Origin of the sequence: uncultured Bacteroides sp., from assembly GCF_937912035.1 — a bacterium.
In the GTDB taxonomy this organism is placed as follows: domain Bacteria; phylum Bacteroidota; class Bacteroidia; order Bacteroidales; family Bacteroidaceae; genus Phocaeicola.
This window is the reverse complement of the sequence record NZ_CALDPF010000062.1, coordinates 51,697-72,128: the sequence shown is the minus strand read 5'-3', so window position 1 is coordinate 72,128 and position 20,432 is coordinate 51,697. Positions and strand designations below refer to the sequence as shown.

15 protein-coding genes are annotated in these 20,432 nt (G+C 37.9%); 10 read left to right on the top strand and 5 right to left on the bottom strand.

Going from position 1 to position 20,432, the window contains the following annotated elements; translation table 11 throughout:
* Positions 1–476: 476 nt before the first annotated feature.
* Positions 477–629, bottom strand: coding sequence for a FeoB-associated Cys-rich membrane protein (locus tag Q0486_RS16170; protein WP_363318001.1), 153 nt, complete (start codon positions 627–629; stop codon positions 477–479).
* Positions 630–3,110 carry a ferrous iron transport protein B gene (gene feoB / locus Q0486_RS16095; protein WP_299235786.1) on the bottom strand — a complete coding sequence of 827 codons (2,481 nt, stop codon included), beginning with the start codon at positions 3,108–3,110 and terminating at the stop codon, positions 630–632.
* A 125-nt stretch (positions 3,111–3,235) separates the two neighbouring features.
* On the opposite strand from feoB, the gene tilS reads away from it, so the two are divergent.
* The 7 genes from tilS (at position 3,236) to Q0486_RS16060 (ending at position 13,747) form a co-directional block, all read left to right on the top strand.
* Positions 3,236–4,543, top strand: coding sequence for a tRNA lysidine(34) synthetase TilS (gene tilS, locus Q0486_RS16090; protein ID WP_299235783.1), 1,308 nt, complete (start codon positions 3,236–3,238; stop codon positions 4,541–4,543).
* Positions 4,544–4,683: 140 nt separating this feature from the next.
* A complete protein-coding gene (locus Q0486_RS16085; protein ID WP_299235780.1) occupies positions 4,684–4,860 on the top strand; it encodes a histone H1 in 177 nt (58 codons plus the stop codon).
* A gap of 154 nt (positions 4,861–5,014) precedes the next feature.
* Positions 5,015–9,451: a DUF5113 domain-containing protein gene (locus tag Q0486_RS16080; RefSeq protein ID WP_299235777.1), complete on the top strand. Its 4,437-nt coding sequence runs from the start codon at positions 5,015–5,017 to the stop codon at positions 9,449–9,451.
* 27 nt (positions 9,452–9,478) lie between these two features.
* Positions 9,479–10,207, top strand: coding sequence for a DUF5932 domain-containing protein (locus tag Q0486_RS16075; RefSeq protein ID WP_299235775.1), 729 nt, complete (start codon positions 9,479–9,481; stop codon positions 10,205–10,207).
* On the top strand, positions 10,197–10,901 hold the full coding sequence (locus Q0486_RS16070) for an AbgT family transporter (RefSeq protein WP_299235772.1): 705 nt from the start codon (positions 10,197–10,199) through the stop codon (positions 10,899–10,901). The genes Q0486_RS16075 and Q0486_RS16070 overlap by 11 nt, the downstream gene beginning before the upstream one ends.
* A gap of 89 nt (positions 10,902–10,990) precedes the next feature.
* Positions 10,991–12,091 carry a TlpA disulfide reductase family protein gene (locus Q0486_RS16065; RefSeq protein WP_299235769.1) on the top strand — a complete coding sequence of 367 codons (1,101 nt, stop codon included), beginning with the start codon at positions 10,991–10,993 and terminating at the stop codon, positions 12,089–12,091.
* Between the two features lie 243 nt (positions 12,092–12,334).
* Positions 12,335–13,747: a BACON domain-containing carbohydrate-binding protein gene (locus Q0486_RS16060; protein ID WP_299235765.1), complete on the top strand. Its 1,413-nt coding sequence runs from the start codon at positions 12,335–12,337 to the stop codon at positions 13,745–13,747.
* A gap of 104 nt (positions 13,748–13,851) precedes the next feature.
* On the opposite strand, the gene Q0486_RS16055 is transcribed toward Q0486_RS16060, so the two are convergent.
* Together Q0486_RS16055 and Q0486_RS16050 are read right to left on the bottom strand one after the other, a co-directional pair.
* Positions 13,852–14,253, bottom strand: coding sequence for a DUF1573 domain-containing protein (locus tag Q0486_RS16055; protein ID WP_299235763.1), 402 nt, complete (start codon positions 14,251–14,253; stop codon positions 13,852–13,854).
* 105 nt (positions 14,254–14,358) lie between these two features.
* The gene (locus Q0486_RS16050) at positions 14,359–16,575 is read right to left on the bottom strand and encodes a RelA/SpoT family protein (RefSeq protein ID WP_299235789.1); all 2,217 of its coding nucleotides are present in this window, start codon (positions 16,573–16,575) and stop codon (positions 14,359–14,361) included.
* A 129-nt stretch (positions 16,576–16,704) separates the two neighbouring features.
* On the opposite strand from Q0486_RS16050, the gene Q0486_RS16045 reads away from it, so the two are divergent.
* Positions 16,705–18,225, top strand: a complete 1,521-nt coding sequence (locus tag Q0486_RS16045) for a DUF4301 family protein (RefSeq protein WP_299235760.1) — start codon at positions 16,705–16,707, stop codon at positions 18,223–18,225.
* A 70-nt stretch (positions 18,226–18,295) separates the two neighbouring features.
* Here the strand turns inward: Q0486_RS16045 and Q0486_RS16040 are convergent, their stop codons facing one another.
* Positions 18,296–18,796, bottom strand: coding sequence for a GNAT family N-acetyltransferase (locus Q0486_RS16040; RefSeq protein ID WP_299235757.1), 501 nt, complete (start codon positions 18,794–18,796; stop codon positions 18,296–18,298).
* Between the two features lie 169 nt (positions 18,797–18,965).
* Between Q0486_RS16040 and Q0486_RS16035 the strand changes: the two genes are divergently transcribed.
* Together Q0486_RS16035 and Q0486_RS16030 are read left to right on the top strand one after the other, a co-directional pair.
* Positions 18,966–19,313 carry a PadR family transcriptional regulator gene (locus tag Q0486_RS16035; protein ID WP_204392081.1) on the top strand — a complete coding sequence of 116 codons (348 nt, stop codon included), beginning with the start codon at positions 18,966–18,968 and terminating at the stop codon, positions 19,311–19,313.
* A complete protein-coding gene (locus Q0486_RS16030; RefSeq protein ID WP_299235751.1) occupies positions 19,310–20,383 on the top strand; it encodes a PspC domain-containing protein in 1,074 nt (357 codons plus the stop codon). Before Q0486_RS16035 ends, Q0486_RS16030 begins: the two co-directional genes overlap by 4 nt.
* Positions 20,384–20,432 lie beyond the last annotated feature (49 nt).

The following is a 20,432-nucleotide window of genomic DNA, read 5'->3' as shown; positions in this document are numbered from 1 at the left end:
GAACCGCCGTACACGGTTTTGCAGACCGCTGACTAAGCCACTCATCCAAGGAACCGGAAGTCATTTGATATCGTTTTTCTCAAATGCGATGCAAAGGTACTGCTTTTTTTTAAATATGCAATACTTTGTTTAAAAAAATATTCATTTTATCTATTATCTATGTGTATGTTTCCTCAATTTTCTTGTTAAAATCGTGTAAACAGGATTTTTCAAATGTGTAAACAAATAGTTGATTTTGCTTAGGCATATTCTATAAATATAAGTTGAAGATATATAAATACAAGTTGTGTTTTTATAAATATAATCTGTATTTATAAATATATAGTTTGTATTTATAGAAAATGAAAGGATAAAAGCTACTTTATTCTTGTTTTTTGGGAAAGAAACTTCATTTCGTCATTATTATATACAATTAGCGGCCGTTCTTGATAGAACGACCGCTAAATATTATCCAAACAGGGATTATACTGAATGTGTTATTTTTTATTGCATGCATTTTTCAAAGCACATCCGGTGCATGAATCACATGCCGACTTGCCTTTGCCGGACAATAACCTGTAAATGCGAAGCCCGATAAAGACTACGCACATGGTTATTATTATGCCTATTATTATAGTCTGTATGTCCATTTAAAAGAAAAGTTTTCCGATTTGAAATACGATAAATGAAACTATCCATGCAAGTAGGGTGGTATACGTAGCGGCGAACAAGGCCCATTTCCAACTGCCGGATTCTTGTTTAATGGCAACTATCGTAGCTACACATGGGAAATATATTAGTGTGAACAACATGTAGCAGAAAGCCACAAGTGGGGTGATGTTGAGTCGTTCGGCAAGATTCACGCTGTCCACTTCTTCATTGTCTGCATATAATACTCCTAGTGTACTTACTACCAGTTCCTTTGCGCCTACACCTGAAAGGATGCCTATACCCATCTTCCAGTCAAAACCCAGTGGCTCTATTACTGGTTCTATGGCTTTACCAATTTGTCCAATGTAAGAGTTTTCCTGTTGCTCAGCTTGTGTAGAGTATTGTTCATGGTTAGGATAATATCCCAGGAACCATATAATAATGGATGCCACCATTATTATACCACCCATTTTCTTCAGATATTGAACACCTTTCTCCCATGTATGTCTTAATACTGATTTAGCTGTAGGCATTCTGTAAGGAGGCAGTTCCATCACGAATGGAGTGTCATCCCCTTTGACTATGAATTTGCTCAGCACCCTTGCCATTATGATAGCTAACAAAATACCGATACTGTATATACCAAGTAAAACGAGGCTGGCATGATTCGGGAAAAATGCTCCTATTAGAATAAGGTAGATTGGCAGGCGGGCACTGCATGACATCAGTGGAGTGATGAGCATTGTTACAAGCCTTGACTTGCGGCTTTCGATAATGCGTGAACCCATTATGGCAGGCACGTTACAACCAAATCCCATTATTAGTGGTATGAATGATTTGCCGTGCAGTCCCATTTTATGCATAATCTTGTCCATGATGAATGCTGCTCGTGCCATGTATCCGGAATCTTCCATAATTGAGATGAAAGTGTATAGGATTAATATATTGGGAAGAAACACTATCACACCACCTACACCTCCAATAATACCGTCAATTACTAAATCCTTTAGCGGCCCGGTTGGAATAAATGAATCTGCTGTCTGTGCTATAATGCCAACCAGCCATTCTATAGCCTGCATAGGATAGTCACCAATGACGAATGTTCCTTCGAACATTATGTACAGGAATACGAAAAAGATAGGGAAACCCCATATTCTGTGAGTTACTATGCTGTCCACTATCCGTGTGAACATTTCTGTGTTCTGGTTGTTGTCTGTATATGTTTCTTTCAGAGCTCCGGAAATGAAACCGTATTTGGCATCCGTTATAGCCTGTTCGCTGTCTTCGTTCATTACAGCCTTTAGGCGTTCGGCTTCTTTGTTTCTGATGTCTATGATTGTATCGGCATTCGGCATGTCGGAGATTATGCGGCGTTCGATATCCTTGTCGTTCTCGAGCATTTTTATGGCAAGGAAACGTGTGGAGTATTTATGCCTTATATTCTCAATCTTTCCTATTTCCTTTTTAACGGCTTCTATACTCCTTTCCAGTTCCGGTCCGTGGTTGATATGGATATGACGTATAAAGTTTTTCGGCGTGAAGTCATTTTCCTCTTCCTTATGGCTTCCGTATTTGTGGTCCGGCACGTAGGCATCGTGCCATTTGCGGTATTCCTGAAGGGCTTCATTCTGTATTTCTTCCTTCTGCCCCATAAAATCGGCACCTTCGTACAGTCCTATAATGACATGAAACAATTCGTCGATACCTTCGCCGGTACGACTTATTGTAGGTACTGCAGGAACACCAAGTAACTGGCTCAGTTTCTTTATGTCAAGCTTGTTGCCGCTGTTCTGAAGCGCGTCGTACATGTTCAGTGCAATGACCATTCTCACGTTCATGTCAATCAGCTGCGTAGTAAGGTAGAGGTTTCGCTCAATATTTCCTGAGTCTACAACGTTTATTATTACGTCTGGAGTTTCTTCTATGATATGTTTTCTCACGTACAGTTCTTCGGGACTGTAGGCTGACAATGAGTATGTACCCGGAAGGTCAATCAGGCGGAAATGATACCCCTGGAAGTCGAAGAAGCCTTCCTTGGCATCTACTGTAACACCACTATAATTTCCCACATGCTCATGCGAACCAGATGCAATATTGAAAAGTGACGTTTTTCCGCAGTTGGGATTGCCTACAAGGGCAACGTTTATAGTACGTCTTTTCCCTTGTGCAAGGGCTTTCATCTGTTCTTCAGTCACTGGAATATTTTCCGATATTGGATCGTATAATGATGTTGCTGAGTTTGTTTTTCGCGCTTCTTCTTCACTGATGATCTCTATCATTTCCGCCTCCTGACGTCGTAATGAGATTTCATATCCCATTATCTTATATTTGATAGGATCTTTCAGAGGAGCATTTAGTATTACTTCTACGGTTTTTCCTTTTATGAACCCCATTTCTATTATTCTGCGGCGGAAACCTCCGTGTCCCAATACCTTTACTATTACTCCTTTTTCACCTGTTTTGAGTTCCGATAGTTTCATGTTTTTATATTTTTCGGCAAAGATAGGGGATAGTAAGTTTTTATGCAAACTATTTAGATTGTTTTTAAATAATAAACTCTGCCATCTGATTTGTATTGTAGTTTTAAAAATACTACATTTGCAGTATGTTAAAACGTAAGATAGAAAAATATATAAACGAAAAAGAGCTGTTTAGCCTTAAAGACAGGTTGATTGTGGCTCTTAGTGGTGGTGCCGACTCTGTTGCATTACTTAGGGTATTGTTGTCATTGGGATGTGATTGTGTAGCAGCACATTGTAACTTCCATTTGCGTGGGCAGGAATCGGATAGAGATGAGATTTTTGTCAGAAGGCTTTGTGCCGAAGTTTCTGTACCACTTGAAGTTGTGCATTTTCAGACTTCTGATTATGCTGCGGAGAACGGTTTGTCCATTGAGATGGCTGCTCGCGAACTAAGGTATGGATGGTTTGAGGAGATCAGAAAGAAATACGGAGCATCTTATGTTGCCGTAGCTCATCACAAAGATGATAGTGTGGAAACGTTTCTTCTGAATCTCTCACGTGGAACAGGAATAAATGGTTTGAAGGGTATTATGCCTAAAAATGGTTATATTGTCCGTCCGTTGCTTGAAGTTGGTAGAGATGATATCCTGGATTATTTGCATTGCTTGAAACAAGACTATGTTACGGATAGTACTAATCTGGAAAATGTATATACACGAAACAAAATAAGGCTTGACATAATACCACTGTTCAGACAGATAAATCCTTCTTTCTGTGATTCCATAATGGAAACAGCATCACGCCTGTCGGATGTGGCAGCCATATATAAGCAGTCTGTAATGGCATCTATGGAACGTGTTATGCTTTCTCCATATTCCGTTTCTATAGAAAAACTTATGAATGAGGTCGCTCCTCAAGCTATACTTTTTGAATGGCTTTCACCGTTAGGATTTAATTCTGCACAGATTAAGGATATAGAAAGAAGTTTGAAGTCAACTTCCGGCAAAATTTTTTATTCTTCGGACTGGAAATTGCTTAGAGACAGGAATTGTCTTTTAATTAAGTCAAAAAAAGTTGAAGATCAGGTTTATATACTTAAAACCAGAATATTCAGTGTCGATTCAGATTTTAAAGTTCCCAAACGCAATGATGTGGCATATTTGGATGCTGATAAATTGTGTGGTGAATTGAAACTTAGAAAGTGGTGTTCCGGTGATAGGTTTGTTCCGTTCGGAATGAAAGGTTTTAAGAAGGTTCGTGATTACTTGCGCGATAGGAAAATGTCACTTTTCGAAAAAGAAAATATTATGGTTGTTACCTCTGGTGATGAAATTGTATGGTTGGTGAATGAAAGAACTGACAATCGTTTTTGTGTTGATAGTAAGACAGATAAAGTGCTGGAGATTGCTGTTTGTAAAAAATATAACACTACAATAGATAATAAGATATAAGAGTATATGTTTTTTAGTTAAATGATGTAAATTAGAGCGTAACCAATGATGTAATTCCAAGTTTTTATATTTACTTTGAAAATACTAAGCGGTTTATAATAAACGGTTTTGGTAATTAAAAATTTAATAAATAAACATTTATGAACGAATTAGTTGAAAAGATTAAGGAATTGAGCGAGGCTCTAGTTGCTGATGCTACTCAGCAAGCTGAAAAAGGCAACAAAGCTGCCGGAACACGTGCACGTAAGGCTTCTTTGGAATTGGAAAAAGTGTTGAAAGAATTTAGAAAAGCTTCTTTGGAAGAATCTAAGAAATAATGTTTGGGCAACGCTTTATTTAGGGGTTGTATTACTTCGGTTTAGTGGGAGTGATACAACCTTTTTGTTTGAATGGGTTCTTGGTAATTAATATTGTAATGCTGGTTTATAAGGTTTGGAGTCCGCAATTTTAAGTTTTATATAGGAGGTCGGAATGAAAAGTTCTTTCGGTAAGTTTATAGCTTTGTTGTTTATCATTGTTTTAACTTCCTGCCATAGGTATGCGGTGAAAGATTATTCAATATCTGAGGTTGATTCCTTGAATAATCTATCATATCGTTTGCGGTATAAGGATCTTAACCAATCTGCATTTCTCGCAGAGAAGGCATATAGTATGATATCTGCAGACTTTTCAAACTATCCGGAGGTGCTTAATAATCTGGCGTTCTGTGCTTATTTGCAGATGGATTTTGAGAAATCCATGAGGTTGTTTACTAATGTTGTTAACGTCTCTGATAATGAAATAGAATGTCTCGTAGCCGATGTCGGACTAATGAAGATATGTCAGCGTACATCTTCAAATAAAGAATTCTATGATTATCGGAACCGTGCACAAAGGCGTATAAAACGTATCAGGCAGGATAAGGTAGTCAAGGTTGATTCCATTCTTTCAGCTAGGTTCAATTATGCTTTGTCCGAATTTCATATTACTTCCGGTGTTTATTTTTATTATTTGCAGCAGGAAAAAGAGTCTTTGTCAGAGATTGATGCTATTGATCTTGATAAGATAGAATCTGACACGGCACAATTTATTAATTATATGTACATGCGAGGTTCTGGAGGTATGTATTCGGCTGCATCTCCTGAAGATATTGTAATAGGCGAATTCGGTTATCTCATGGATTGTCTTAGAATCTCTCATGAGCTTGGATATAAGTATTTTGAAGCCAATGCTTTGCAGGCTATGGCTGAAATTTTGAATTTCAGGTCTAACAGAACATTGATTTCTGAAAAACGTAAAGGATGGCTTGAGATAGTAAATGAAGATGACTGTCCTATAGACAGTTTGCCGTTGAATATGGCTGAACGTGCTTTGAAGCTGTTTAAGGATTATGGCGACTGGTACCAGATATCAGGTGCTTACAGAACTATGGCTACATATTATAATTACGTTGGCAGTCCGGAAAGAGCATTGCCGTTACTTGATACGGCATTACAATATGTAAACAAACATCATGAGAAATATTATGCCTGTACCGATACTACCGACAGGCTTAGAACATATAATAGGGATTTCCCTTATTCTTTGGAACTTAAATGGATAAATAAAGATGGAATAAAGACTGTTCCTGAGTGGATTGCCAGATTGAGAGAACAACTTAGCCGTACATATTCAGCTATGGGTATGAAATCTGAATCTGATTATAACAGAAACATATATCTTGATATTCTTGACTACACACGTCAGGATAAGGAACTGGAAAGCAGATATGCTGCATTGGATAAGGAATCATATCTGCTTAATGTCCTTTTGATAATGGTTGTGTTGGGCTTCTTTATTTTGACTATAGTACTTATATTGTTAAATAGGTTTTGGCGTATACGCAACAATCTGTACATTGATAAACTGAATAAAGTATTGCAGGTATGCCGCAATACTACAGCTGCTATTCCTGAGGAGGCTTCGGATTCGGAAGAAGTCGTAAGAATGGTTGAAAAGGCTGTAAAACCCGATGTGTTGAGTATTACTGCGGCTGAGGATTTGTGGATAGAACTGCTCGCTTCTGCGGATTCAGACAAGAGACCTGAATGGCTGGCTTCAGGAAAACTTCCAGTCTTTGAACTTATAGCTCCAGGAAAGGATATATCGGTAGGCAAGTTATGGCTCAAGAAAAATGGTAAATTAAAGCACGATGAGATGTCTATGATGAGGCTTATTACACCTTATATGGCATGGACGATAGAAAACGGACTTAATCTTATGATGCTTGCCGATACTAGGATGCGCCTTGAACAGGAGGAATATATACACCGTTTACATATAGCAGACAACAAAAGACAGAACGAAACCAAGAAAGCATGTGTAGCTATTGTAAATGGTATAGTTCCATATATTGACAGAGTTATTAATGAAGTTGCAAAACTTAGGAATGCATCATTTGCAAGAGACAATGATATAAGAAACGGTAAGTTGCAGTATATAGAAGAACTGTTGTCAAAAATCAATGACTACAATGATATATTGGCTGTATGGATAAAAATGAAGCAAGGGGATATCCGGTTGAATATAGAGAATTTCGCGCTTGACAGCCTGTTTGCCGTTATCGAAAAAGGCAAACATTCGTTTGAAGTCAAGAAACAGCGTCTTGATATTGAAAAATCTAATCTTGTGGTAAAGGCGGATAAGGCTCTTACACTGTTTATGATAAATACTCTTACGGATAATGCGCGTAAATATACTCCGTCCGGTGGGAAAGTAACTGTAACAGCATGCGAGGGAGATGATTATGTGGAAGTTTCCGTAAAAGATGATGGACCTGGATTGTCAAAAGCCGATGTGGAACATATATTGAATGAAAAAGTATACGATTCTGGCAAGATAGGCATAGATACAGCATCTGATATGGAAGAGCTGTCCAAACAGAAAGGACATGGATTCGGACTTATGAACTGTAAGGGTATAATAGAAAAATATAAGAAGACAAGCCCTTTATTTAGTGTATGTAAGTTTGGTATTGACAGCGAACCAGGCAGAGGAAGCCGTTTCTATTTCCGTCTTCCTAAAGGAGCGAAAAAAGTTTTGTCTGTCATCGTTTTACTTATTTCATTCACCAGTATGTTTGCCAAATCTTCTGATATATCAATCGTAGAAGATAAAGTTCTTATTGCTGACAGTACATATTTGGTGACAGGTTACGACAGCCTTCTTTCCATAGCCAATACGTTTGCAAACATGGTTTACGAAAGTAATGTAAGGGCTGATTATGATAAGGCTCTTTCACTGGCCGACAGTGCTTTTCATTATCTGAATATGCATTATCTGAGATTTTCCGGAAGGAAAGGTCCGTTACTTGATACAGACAGTCAGGATGACGCTTCTGAGCTGATATGGCTTAATAACAAGTTTGACACAGATTATTATATAATCCTCGATGTGAGAAATGAGGTAGCAGTAGCTAGTCTTGCTGTGAAGAACTTCTCAAAATATTATTATAACAACAAGGCCTATACCACACTGTATAAACAGATAAGTGAGGATAAATCATTGGAACAGTACTGTCAGAAGATGCAGAAATCGGCCAATAACAAAATGGTAGCCATAATTCTTTTTGTAATATTGATAGTTGTAGGGCTGGTGGCATACTATGTTATATATCTGCGACGTATGCTTCACTACCGATACAACATGGAACAGGTCCTTACCATTAATCAGACAGTTTTTTCGGCTTCAGCATCTGGTGATACACCGGATAATACATCTGATATATGTGTTCGGACTGTAAGGACATTGTTCCGTGATGTAAATGAACTTATTACTATAGAGAATCTGGTGATTGGAATATTCGATGAATCTGAAAACAGGTTACTTCTCTCATGGTATTCAGACTGTAATGATGAAAGCCTTTTAGAAAAACTCAATAAGTCGTATATTAGTAGAAGTGTTATTTATGATGAAGATAAACAATGGATAGTTTTACCTTTACGCGTAGATTCTGCAGGTGGGGTAAACTACATAGGGGTGATAGGACTGAAATATATTGATAATTCAGTTCGTGAGGAAGACCGGATTTTGCTTGAACTGGTAAGTGAATATCTTGGCGTGTCATTATATCACACAATAGTTCAGGTGGAGAGGAGATTCCAGGATATTGAACTGGCTAAGGATGAAGCTGCCAGAGCTGAGCATGAAGAAAACACTCTCCATGTCCAAAATCTTGTTCTTGATAATTGTCTATCAACAATTAAGCATGAAACTATATATTATCCGGGTCGTCTGAGGAAGATTGTTGAGCAGGTGAGGGCTGAATATGTCTCAAACTCTGATTGTAAAGAAATGGATAAGAGTCTTCAGGATATGGAGGAACTGGTGGCATATTATAAAGAAATATTTACACTTTTGTCGTCTAATGCATCACGTATGTTGGAAGGTGTCACATTCAGACGTTCATTGATAAATGTTTCTACACTTACAGAACATGCTGATAAGTACTATAGAAAGTCAGTAAGACGCATGTCTGTTTATCCTTCTTTGAAGATTGATTTGGAATGCGAATGTGTTATATCCGGTGATGAAATATTGCTTTGTTTTCTTTTGGAGAATCTTTTAGATGAAGCTTTACGGTGTAATGTTGCTGGTGAAATAATTCTTTCTGTAAGTAAGGATGAATGTTTTGCCAGATTTGAATTTACAGACAGACGACGTAACTTTACGCAAGAAGAACTGAATCTGTTGTTTTATCCTGATAGTGCGAAGGTAAAAGTGTCAGAATTTGGTGATGTCCTTTCCGGGGCTGAATATCTGATATGCAAGCAGGTTATCAGAGATCATGATGAGTATGCAGGAAGGAGGGGATGCCGTATCAATGCCAAAGTTGCTGATGACGGCATTGGATTCTGTGTATGGTTTACTGTGCCATTGAGTAATAGATAAAAAGTTTTGATTGAATAAAATATAAATATGTTTATGGAAAAATTTAAGGTAATAATAGTAGAAGACGTAAAACTTGAGTTGAAAGGAACTGAAGAAATTTTCCGTCATGAAATACCTGATGCTGAGGTTATTGGCACAGCTATGACTGAGGCTGAATTTTGGGCATTGATGGAGACAGAGTCACCGGATATGGTACTTCTGGATTTAGGATTAGGTGGTTCCACAACAATTGGAGTCGAAATATGTGCCAAACTTCATAAAGAAAGGCCTGAAGTAAAAGTACTTATATTTACAGGCGAGGTACTGAATGAAAAGTTATGGGTTGATGCTCTTAATGCAGGAGCAGATGGAATAATTCTTAAAACAGGAGAACTGCTTACTGCCGTTGACGTGCAGGCTGTTATGGAAGGTAAGAAACTTGTCTTTAATTATCCTATATTGGAGAAGATTGTTGCACGTTTCAAGCAGAGTGTAGCTGCCGAACAAAGGCGTCAGGAGGCAATAATTAATTACGATATTGATGAGTACGATGAACGTCTGCTCCGTCATCTGGCACTAGGATATACCAAGGAGATGATTACAAATCTAAAGGCTATGCCTTTCGGGGTTAAATCAATAGAAAAACGACAGAATGAATTGATAAACAGGTTGTTCCGCTCTGATGAAAGGGTAGGAGTTAATGCCTGTAGACTCGTTACACGTGCTTTTGAGCTTAGAATTCTTGATATAGACAATCTCGAACCTGATGAGGAATAGAAATATTATACATCCGGCTACTGTTTTTTTTCTGCTTTGGTGGTTAGTGGCATTATTGTCGTGGATAGGCAGTGTATATGCATGGGATGGTGTAAGAAATATAATCAGTACTGAAGCATTGAGGTGGTTCCTCAGGTATACCGAAGAAAACCTGATGTCTTCACCTGCACTTTACTTCACTATAATATTTTTTATGTCATTTGGTCTGTTTGTGCATTCCGGTATGAGTGATGTGTTTTTGCGTATCTTTAAGCGTGAACGTAAACTTTCCGGTAAGGAAAAAAAATCGCTGGTAGCATCTGCCATTGTTGCCATTATGTATTTTGTTTTATATTCATTATTGGCATGGGGGCCATGGAATATTGTGCGTGGCGTAACAGGAAGATATGTTGATTCTCCTCTGCACGATGGAGCTTTATGTATATTGTCAATAGGTGTAGGCATAACGTCTATGGTTTATGGATATTCTTCAGACCGATATCGTAATGATACGGATATTGTAAATGGAATGTCATATTTGTTTTCACGTTTTCCGTCATATCTTGTATCATTGTTTTTCGTAATACAGTTTATGGTGGTATTCAGTTATAGTGGATTGCCTGTATGTATGGGAATAAATGATGTTATACTTGATTTTATTTATTGGGGGTGTTGTATTGCTACACTATTATGGGTTTATTATAAACATACTTGATTAAATATAATTAAAATGATATTAATATTACCGATATTAAATTCTAATGATATAAATTTGCAGACATTAATTTTATATTTTAAATAGAAATGAAAAAAGGATTACTATTTGCTGCAGCTGGTGTAATGGCATTGGCTGCATGTCAGGAGAAAGGTGGTTATACCATCAACGGTACTATTGACGGAGCTAAGGATGGCGATTATGTTTACATGCGTTATTACGATGGCAGAGAAGCCTTCAATTTGGATTCTGCTATTGTAAAAAACGGTAAATTTGAGTTTAAGGGAATGCCGGACTCAGTGTTTGCACCTAAGTTTATAATTTATGGTAATGAAACTCAGGATCTAAATGCTACCGTATTTGTTGAAGAGGGTAACATAAACATTAATATTGCCAAAGGAAATTCAAAAGTTTCCGGAACTCCATCCAACGATGCTTTTGCTGCATTTATAGAAAAATATTCTGGTTTTGAAAATCAGATGACTGCTATAGCTACTACATTCCGTACAGATACAACTCTTACAGATGTGCAGAAAGATTCGTTGGTTAATGCGTATGATAAAGTATCTGAAGAATGTATGGACTATGTTTATGCGCAGACAGAAGCAAATATCAACAATGCAGTTGGTGCTTATCTTTTGCAGTCAAACGGATTTTCTTTTGAAGTTGAGCAGGCAAATGCTTTGCTTGAAAAGTTGCCTCAGAAGTTCCTTGCATCTTCGTCAATGTCTCGTTTGAAAGAATATATCGACAACGCAATGAATACAGTTGTAGGTAAGAAATATATTGATTTTACAATGAATACTCCTGAAGGTGAAACTGTAAAACTTTCTGATTTCATTAGTAAGAACAAATATACTCTTATTGATTTCTGGGCTAGCTGGTGTGGACCATGCCGTCAGGAAATGCCTAACGTGGTGGATGCATATAAACAGTTTAAGTCTAAAGGTTTTGGTATAGTAGGTGTATCACTTGATAAAGATGCTGACAAGTGGAAACAAGCTATAAAGGATTTAAACATTACATGGCCTCAGATGTCCGATCTAAAGGCATGGCAGTGTGAAGGTGCCAAGTTGTATGGTGTTCGTGCTATTCCGGCTACAGTTCTTGTCGACCAGGAAGGAAATATCATTGCCAGAGATTTGCGTGGCGAAGACATTGCTGCAAAACTTGGTGAATTATTGAAATAAAATCTATTAACTATTGAGATATTCTCAATATATATGGCATATTACTCATAAAAAGTAAGCTGTGAAATAAAAACTCCTGCATTTAACCATGTAAACTAATAAAGGTTAATGCAGGAGTTTTTTTATTTCATATTATTGGGTGTATGATTATATATTCACTGATTTCCGTGTTTTATTTATTTTGATTATTCCTTTCCTTTGTCTTATCGTAAAATTTATATGTTTAATCTAAAAAAAAGATGTATGAGAAAGTTTTATTGTTTAATTTTTTGTACAGCTTTAATGCTGGCAGGGTGTGAAGAAGGTATTGGAAATGACGACGATGGAAATGGGGGAGATACTGAATTGGTTTTATCAAATGACACTAAGACAGAAGTCACTGTAAAGGCGGATGAAAATGGTGAAGGGCAAGTTATTAAATTTACTGCAGCTGCAGCATGGAATGCTACTGTAAAAGATGTTACTTCATCAAAAGCTGATACAGAAAATAATGTTGACTGGTTGAAATTAAGTGCATATAGTGGTGAGGCTGGAAATGTTTCACTGACATTGTCTATATCAAAGAATTTTACCGGAGTCAATCGTAAAGCGGAGATCATTATCCAATGTGGTGATGCAACTATAAAGATAACTATTGAGCAAGTGGCTGAAAATGCCGATGGCACAGTAACAAGGCAGGTGGAATATATTACAAACAGATGGGAATTTAATAGTGAGAAAGTAGATAATCCTGATGCTGTTACTGTTTCGGAAGAAACTATGAAGTACAGTTACGATGACAAAGGAAGAGTCGTGAAAATAGCAAGTGCTGATTTTGACGAAAATGACTACTCATACGAAACTATCTACGACTATACTATTGTTGATGAAATACAGGTAATTTCAAGGGAATACAGTGATAGTGGAACTAACGAAGAAAAATACATTGTAAATCTGAATGATAAAGGAAATGCTGTAAAAGTACGTAAGTTTGACTCTTATGAGAATAAGTATTTGGATAAGAGTGTAATCTCATATTATGACGATGGCAGATTAAAACAAGCTATAATGTACGGTGGATATAGTCCTGAGAAAGGTACACAGTATAATTTCACATACGAAAACGGTTATCTGACCAAAATCGCCGAAGTTGATTACGATGAAAATATAATTAATTTTGATATCCCGACTTTCTATCCAAACAAATACCCAAACAACAATATCATTGACATGATCACTTTCTATTCTGTTTATGAAGACTGGAATTTGAGTGATGAGGCAATATCAATGTTATCTACTATAGGCCGATTGGGAAAAACCGGTGATTATTTTATAGAGAAAAGAGATAAAATAAAATATGAAGAACCTTCAGATAAAGTTGAGACATCTACAGAAGCTCCTGGAACAGTAATACGTGAAGTGGAATACAGGGAAACCGATTTCAATAATTATGATGATATTTTTTCATGTGAGTATGACAAGGACAATAACCTTACCAAGGTTACTATAACAACCGGATTCGATATTTATGAAATAAGTTATAAGATTGTAGTTACTGATGAAGTTGCCGAGGAGCATGACGGCATTAAGATTTATTTCTGTGAAAAACAGTCGTATAAGAAAAATAAGATCGGAAGCGATGTAGATACAGTAACTTATACATTGAGTTATAAATAGTTGAGATAAATACGATGATAAAATAAAAATCTCCTACTTCAGCTAATAAAAGAGTAGCTGAGGTAGGAGATTTTTATATTGTCATTATTTATGGATATTCGCCCCTATTTAGTATCAGCAGCGGCTGGCATCATATCGCCTTTTACAATTAGGCGAGTGATTTCAGATTTTCCGTTTGTGCGTAATGTAATTGTCTTCTGGAATCTTCCGGGAAACTTACCGGCACCATTGTAAGTAACTGTAATTTCACCGCTCTCACCCGGTTTGATAGGTTCCTTAGGATACTGTGGTACCGTGCATCCGCATGTTGCTATAGCCTGATGAATGACCAGAGGACCGTCGCCTACATTAGTGAATTTGAAAGTACATGTCACTTTAGGACTGTTTTCCGAGAAACTGCCAAAATCGTGTGTCGTTGTCTCAAACTTTATTTCTGCTGTACCGGCAGCCATTACCATGATTATGCCCATGAAGAACATAACTGTGGTAAGAATAAATTTCTTCATACTTGTTCTACTTTTATAATTCTTGTTGCGAATTTAGTTTATAATCTAATTTATAAATGCTTTTAATCACCAAAATTAACAGAATATTGCTGTAACAGATTGATTTTAACCTCGGTTCACCTGTTTTACACCTTTTACTGTCCTTAGTTTTTTTATCAATGCTTCCAGTTTTGATGTATCATCCACCATTACCGTAAGCATTCCTGAGAACAATCCGTCGTGCGAATCTACACTGATTGATCTTAAAAGTATATCGTTCTCCTTGTTGATGATAGAAGTGATGTTTGTAACAATACCTATGTCGTCATGTCCTACTATACGCAGTGTAATAGGATATTGTTTGCCCTGACTCTTGCCTGCCCATCTGGCGCGTACTATACGGTACGGAAATCTGGCCTTCATCTCTGGAGCATTAGGACAGTCGCAGCGGTGTATCTTTATACCTCCTGAGATAGTGACAAATCCGAACACATCGTCTCCATAGATAGGATTACAGCATTTTGCCAGATTAAAATCAATTCCTTTCAGGTTCTGGTCTATCACCAGCACATCGTCTTTGAAGTAATCTTTGACTTCTGCGTTCTGTTGCAGATTATATGCCTCGGCACTTCTGTATATCACTTCTTCGCGTTGTTCCGTCTCACGCTTTTGCATCTCCACGTATTTGTCGATAATCGTATTTATATCGCTGCTCTCGTCGGATATGCTCTTGTAGAAATCTGTTACGCTCTTGAAGCCCATCTTTTTGATAAGTCGCATCAGTATGGACTCGTCGTATTCAATTTTCTTGTTTTTGAATTTACGTTCAAGCGTTTCCTTGGCAAACTGTGTTTGTCGTGCCGCTATTTCTTTTAGTGCCTGTCGTATTTTTGTTCTGGCTTTCGAAGTAGTTACAAAATTCAGCCAGTCTTGCTTCGGCACCTGAGTGTTGGAGGTCATGATTTCCACCTGATCTCCACTGTTCAGAATCTGTTTCAGCTGGACATTCTTTCCGTTCACCCTTGCACCTATACACTTGCTTCCAAGGTTAGTGTGAATGGTAAAGGCAAAGTCCAGGACCGTTGCTCCTTGAGGAAGTTTGTAGAGGTCACCTTTCGGTGTAAAAACAAACACTTCATCTTTGTAAAGGTCGAGTTTGAACTGATCCATGGCCTCGATATCGCTGTCGGCATTTTCCAGTGTCTCGCGTATGGAGTTAAGCCATTCGTCAAGCCCTGTCTCACCTTTAATGCCTTTGTATCTCCAGTGTGCAGCCAGACCTTTCTCGGCTATTTCATCCATCCTTTCAGTACGTATCTGTACTTCCACCCATTTGCCTTCAGGGCCCATCACGGTGATATGAAGCGATTCGTATCCGTTGCTTTTAGGCACCGACAGCCAGTCGCGCAGACGTTTCGGGTTAGGCAGATACATGTCAGTAACAATCGAATATGCCTGCCAGCATTCCTGTTTTTCTTTTTCCAGTTCAGAGTCAAGGATTATTCTTATGGCAAACAGGTCGTAAACACCTTCGAAAGGGCAACCCTGTTTTTTCATCTTCTGATATATCGAGTGTATGGACTTGGTTCTTCCTTTCATGTGGAATTTCAGTCCTGCATCCTCCAGCTTCTTCTTGATAGGCTCGATAAAGGCGTCAATATATCTGTCGCGAGCTTGTTTTGTGGCGTTCAGCTTTTCTTTTATATGATAATAAATGTCATGCTGCGTGTATTTCAGTGACAAGTCCTCCAGCTCGGATTTTAACTTGTACAATCCTAGCTTGTGCGCTAAAGGAGCATACAGATATGCCGCTTCATTCGAAACCATGATTCTGGCTTCATCGTTTTCAGAATCCTTAATCTGTCGCATCAGGTTTACCCTGTCTGCAATGATTATAAGAATAACCCTCATGTCTTCCGCGAATGAGAGCAGAAGATTTCTGAAGTTTTCCGATTCTATAGTCGGACTTTTGGCATAAAGTTCATTTATTTTTACAAGCCCTTTGATTATACCTGCTACGTCCTCTCCGTATTCGTTTTTTACTTCATCAAGTGTACAAAGATTATATTTCACAGATTCGTGAAGCATTATACCCAGTATGGAGGCACGGCGCATGCCTATCTCTTCGGCTACAATAACGGCTGTCTGCATGTCTTTTATTATCGGATTCATTCCAAATGCATTTCTTGGAATACCCCCGTTCTTCATCACCTTGATAAGATGTGATTTTATTTTTCTGCAGTCATCCTTTTGCAGTGTGTCTTTAGATAGCCTTAGTAGTTTTTTATATAATGTAAAGAGTAATTCTTTTTCATTACTGTTAAAAAAAGCTGTTTCTTCCATGACTTTATCCTTTTTCTTGTGTGTAAAGATAGTTTTTTTCTTCATTATATTAGTTATATTTCGCCCTTTTTTATAATTTTGAGCAGATTTCTATACTATTGAACGAATTCATTACTTAATTTATACAATATGTTAACACAAGAAGATAAAGATTTATTGGCTAAGAAAGGCATCTCCGAAGAACAGATTGCCGAACAGTTAGCTTGTTTCGAAAAAGGTTTCCCTTTTCTAAAATTATTTGCAGCTGCATCAGTTGAAAACCGCGGTATTATGCTTGCGAGTGAAGATGCTCAGAAAACATATCTTGCAGCTTGGGACGCATATAAGGAAGGCGATAAGAAAATAGTCAAGTTTGTACCTGCGTCTGGTGCTGCCAGCCGTATGTTCAAGAATATGTTCGAATTCCTTGGCGCAGACTATGATGTTCCTACAACCGATTTCGAAAAGAAATTCTTTAACAATATCAATAATTTTGCTTTTTATGCCGACCTTGATGCTGCTTGCGTAAAGAACAACGGTAAAGGTATTGAAGCTTTGATTTCAGAAGGCAATTATAAAGATGTTGTTGCAAATCTTCTGGAATCTGCCGGCTTGAATTACGGAGCATTGCCAAAAGGTCTGCTTAAATTCCATAAATATGAAGACGGCGTTCGTACTCCGCTCGAAGAGCATCTTGTAGAAGGAGCTTTGTATGCTGCCGGAAAGAGTGGGGAAGTGAATGTACATTTCACCGTATCTACAGAACATCGCGAACTGTTTGCAAAACTTGTAGATGAAAAGGTTGCTCAGTACGCTGCTAAATATGGTGTAAAATACAACATCAGTTTCTCTGAACAGAAACCAAGCACTGATACAGTAGCTGCAGATATGGAGAACAAGCCATTCCGCGACAACGGCAAACTTTTGTTCCGTCCGGGCGGTCACGGCGCATTGATAGAAAACCTGAATGACCTTGATGCAGATATAGTATTTATCAAGAATATAGATAATGTAGTTCCTGACAGACTGAAGGGTGATACAGTAACTTATAAGAAGTTGCTTGCCGGAGTTCTTGTAACACTTCAGAAACAGGCTTTCGAATATCTTCAGCTACTAGATAGCGGTCATTATCGTCATGATGAATTGGAAAATATCATCCGTTTCGTTCAGCAGCAGCTCCACTGCCGCAAGGATGATATAAAGGATATGGAAGATGCCGACCTGGTAATTTACCTGCGTAAGAAACTTAACCGTCCTATGCGTGTTTGCGGTATGGTTAAGAATGTGGGCGAACCTGGTGGTGGTCCGTTCCTGGCTTATAATCCTGACGGAACAGTTTCATTGCAGATTTTGGAAAGTTCACAGATTGACATGAACGATCCTGAAAAGAAAGCAATGTTCGAAAAGGGTACACACTTCAATCCGGTTGACCTGGTTTGTGCCGTTCGCGACTATAAGGGCAACAAGTTCAATCTTGTGAATTATGTTGACAAGGCTACAGGATTTATTTCATATAAATCAAAAGGCGGCAAGGAACTTAAGGCACTTGAACTTCCGGGATTGTGGAATGGCTCAATGAGTGACTGGAACACTATTTTCGTTGAAGTTCCTTTGAGCACATTCAATCCGGTTAAGACTGTAAATGACTTGCTGAGAGAACAGCACCAGTAATTTTGAGGTATTATAATAAATAAAATATGCATGCAGAGTGGCATTTTCCACTGTTTGCATGCATATTTTTTTATTCCACATCAATCGCCATTATATAATCATTCATATAGTAACCTCCTCCAATGTCGAAATCACCTTCCGAAACTTTTTTCATTCCCATGTGAAGATAAAATCCCAGAGCCGGATTGTGGCGGTTCACGTTTAGTTCCATTCTGCATGGTTTCCTGTTTATTTCTTTCACTGCTTCTTTGGCTTTGCAGAACAGTTGTTTTCCTATATGCTCTTTTTGAAATTCAGGCAAGACATAGATTTTCTGCAGATGAAACAGGTTTTCGCCTTCCTTCTGTATTGACACGTATCCTGCAGGCTTGTTGTCAGAGTATGCCAGATAGTAAATATGTCCTTCTTCCGTCATCTGTTTTAAAAGATTTTCAGGCGAATACATCCAGTCCATCATATAGTCAATCTGTTCTTTTGTCAGGATATCCTTGTAAGTTGTGGGAAATGCTATCCATGCCAACTCGTTTATCAGCTTGATATCCTCTGTAGTAGCTTTTCTAATGTCAGTCATATATCCTTGTTTTTAGTTGTACTCTCGCAAAAATACGTTTTTATCGGGCTTATTGTAACTGGACTTTAGTTAATTGTATTAAAAATAATAAAATATCAAGTACTTTGTAATGCAAGGTAATCTAATTATACATATATTTGTGCCATACAAACAAAGTAATAATAAAATCATGAATGTAGATAATGTAAAATCTCAGATGCGAAAGGGTATGCTTGAGTACTGCATTCTCCTGTTGTTGCACAGAGAACCGTCTTATGCGTCGGATATAATCCAAAAACTGAAAGATGCAAAGCTTATAGTAGTGGAGGGCACACTTTATCCCTTACTTACCAGACTGAAGAATGATGGTCTCCTTTCGTATGAGTGGGTTGAATCAACTCAGGGACCACCACGCAAATACTACAAACTTACCTCTGATGGAGAGGGGGTATTGTCTGAGTTGGAAACGGCGTGGGATGAACTCTCCAATACGGTAAATCATTTAAGGAACGAACTTTTAACAATTGAATCAAAATGAAAAAGACATTGACAGTTAATTTAGGTGGCACGGTTTATCATATAGATGAAGATGCATATGTATTATTGGACAATTATCTGAATAATCTGAAATATCATTTCCGTAGTGAGACCGATGCTGATGAAATAGTAAGGGACATGGAAAACCGTATAGCTGAACTGTTTTCCGAATATATCTCTCATGGTCAGCAGGTCATCACTATAGAGAATGTGGAGGAAGTGATAGCCCGCATGGGTAAACCGGAGGAAATCAATACAGATGATGAGTCGAATGAAAATACTCAGGATTATCGTAACAATACAAACGGTGATGACACAGTGAAACGTCGTCTTTTCAGAAATCCCGATGATAAAGTCCTTGGTGGTGTAGTTTCAGGACTTGCCGCATATTTTGGATGGGATGTGGCATGGACGCGAATCTTGTTTTTAGTCTGTGCTATATTGTTGCATGGGTTCATTTTGGCATATATCATAGCATGGATTATAATACCAATGGCACATACCGCTACAGAGAAACTTCAGATGAAAGGCGAGCCGGTGAATATGGAGAATATAGGGAAAACAGTGACAGACGGTTTTGAAAAGATGAATGATTATGTCCATTCCGAGAAGCCACGTACATTTATTGAAAAATTGGGAAATATATTTTTCTCTGTATTAGGCTTCATCGTAAAGTTGGTATTTGTCATATTGGCTATATGCTGTGCTCCTGTAGTGATAGTAGTCTTAATAGTGCTTTTTGCATTGCTTATGGCTGCTACCGGAGTGTTGGTCAGTGTTCCGGCATTTTTCTATGAGGCATTGCCTTACATCAACTGGGATATGGTTGGAACATCTGCCGGTGTGGCTGTCACTATGGTAGTTTGCGGATTGTTGCTGATAGGAATACCTGTAGTTGGAGTTATACATCTTATACTTCATATTACAGGGAAGAAAGAGCCTATGTCCACTTCCATGAAAGTCGTTATGATCTTGTTGTGGATAGTTGCAGCTTCTGTAAGTATTGTGTTGGTTTCACAGGCACCGTTCATTATTCACCCAACTCATCTTCTGTTCCACAGAATATTGTAATTCATAAGTATAATATTTTCGGAAAAATGTTATCTTTGCAGACATAATG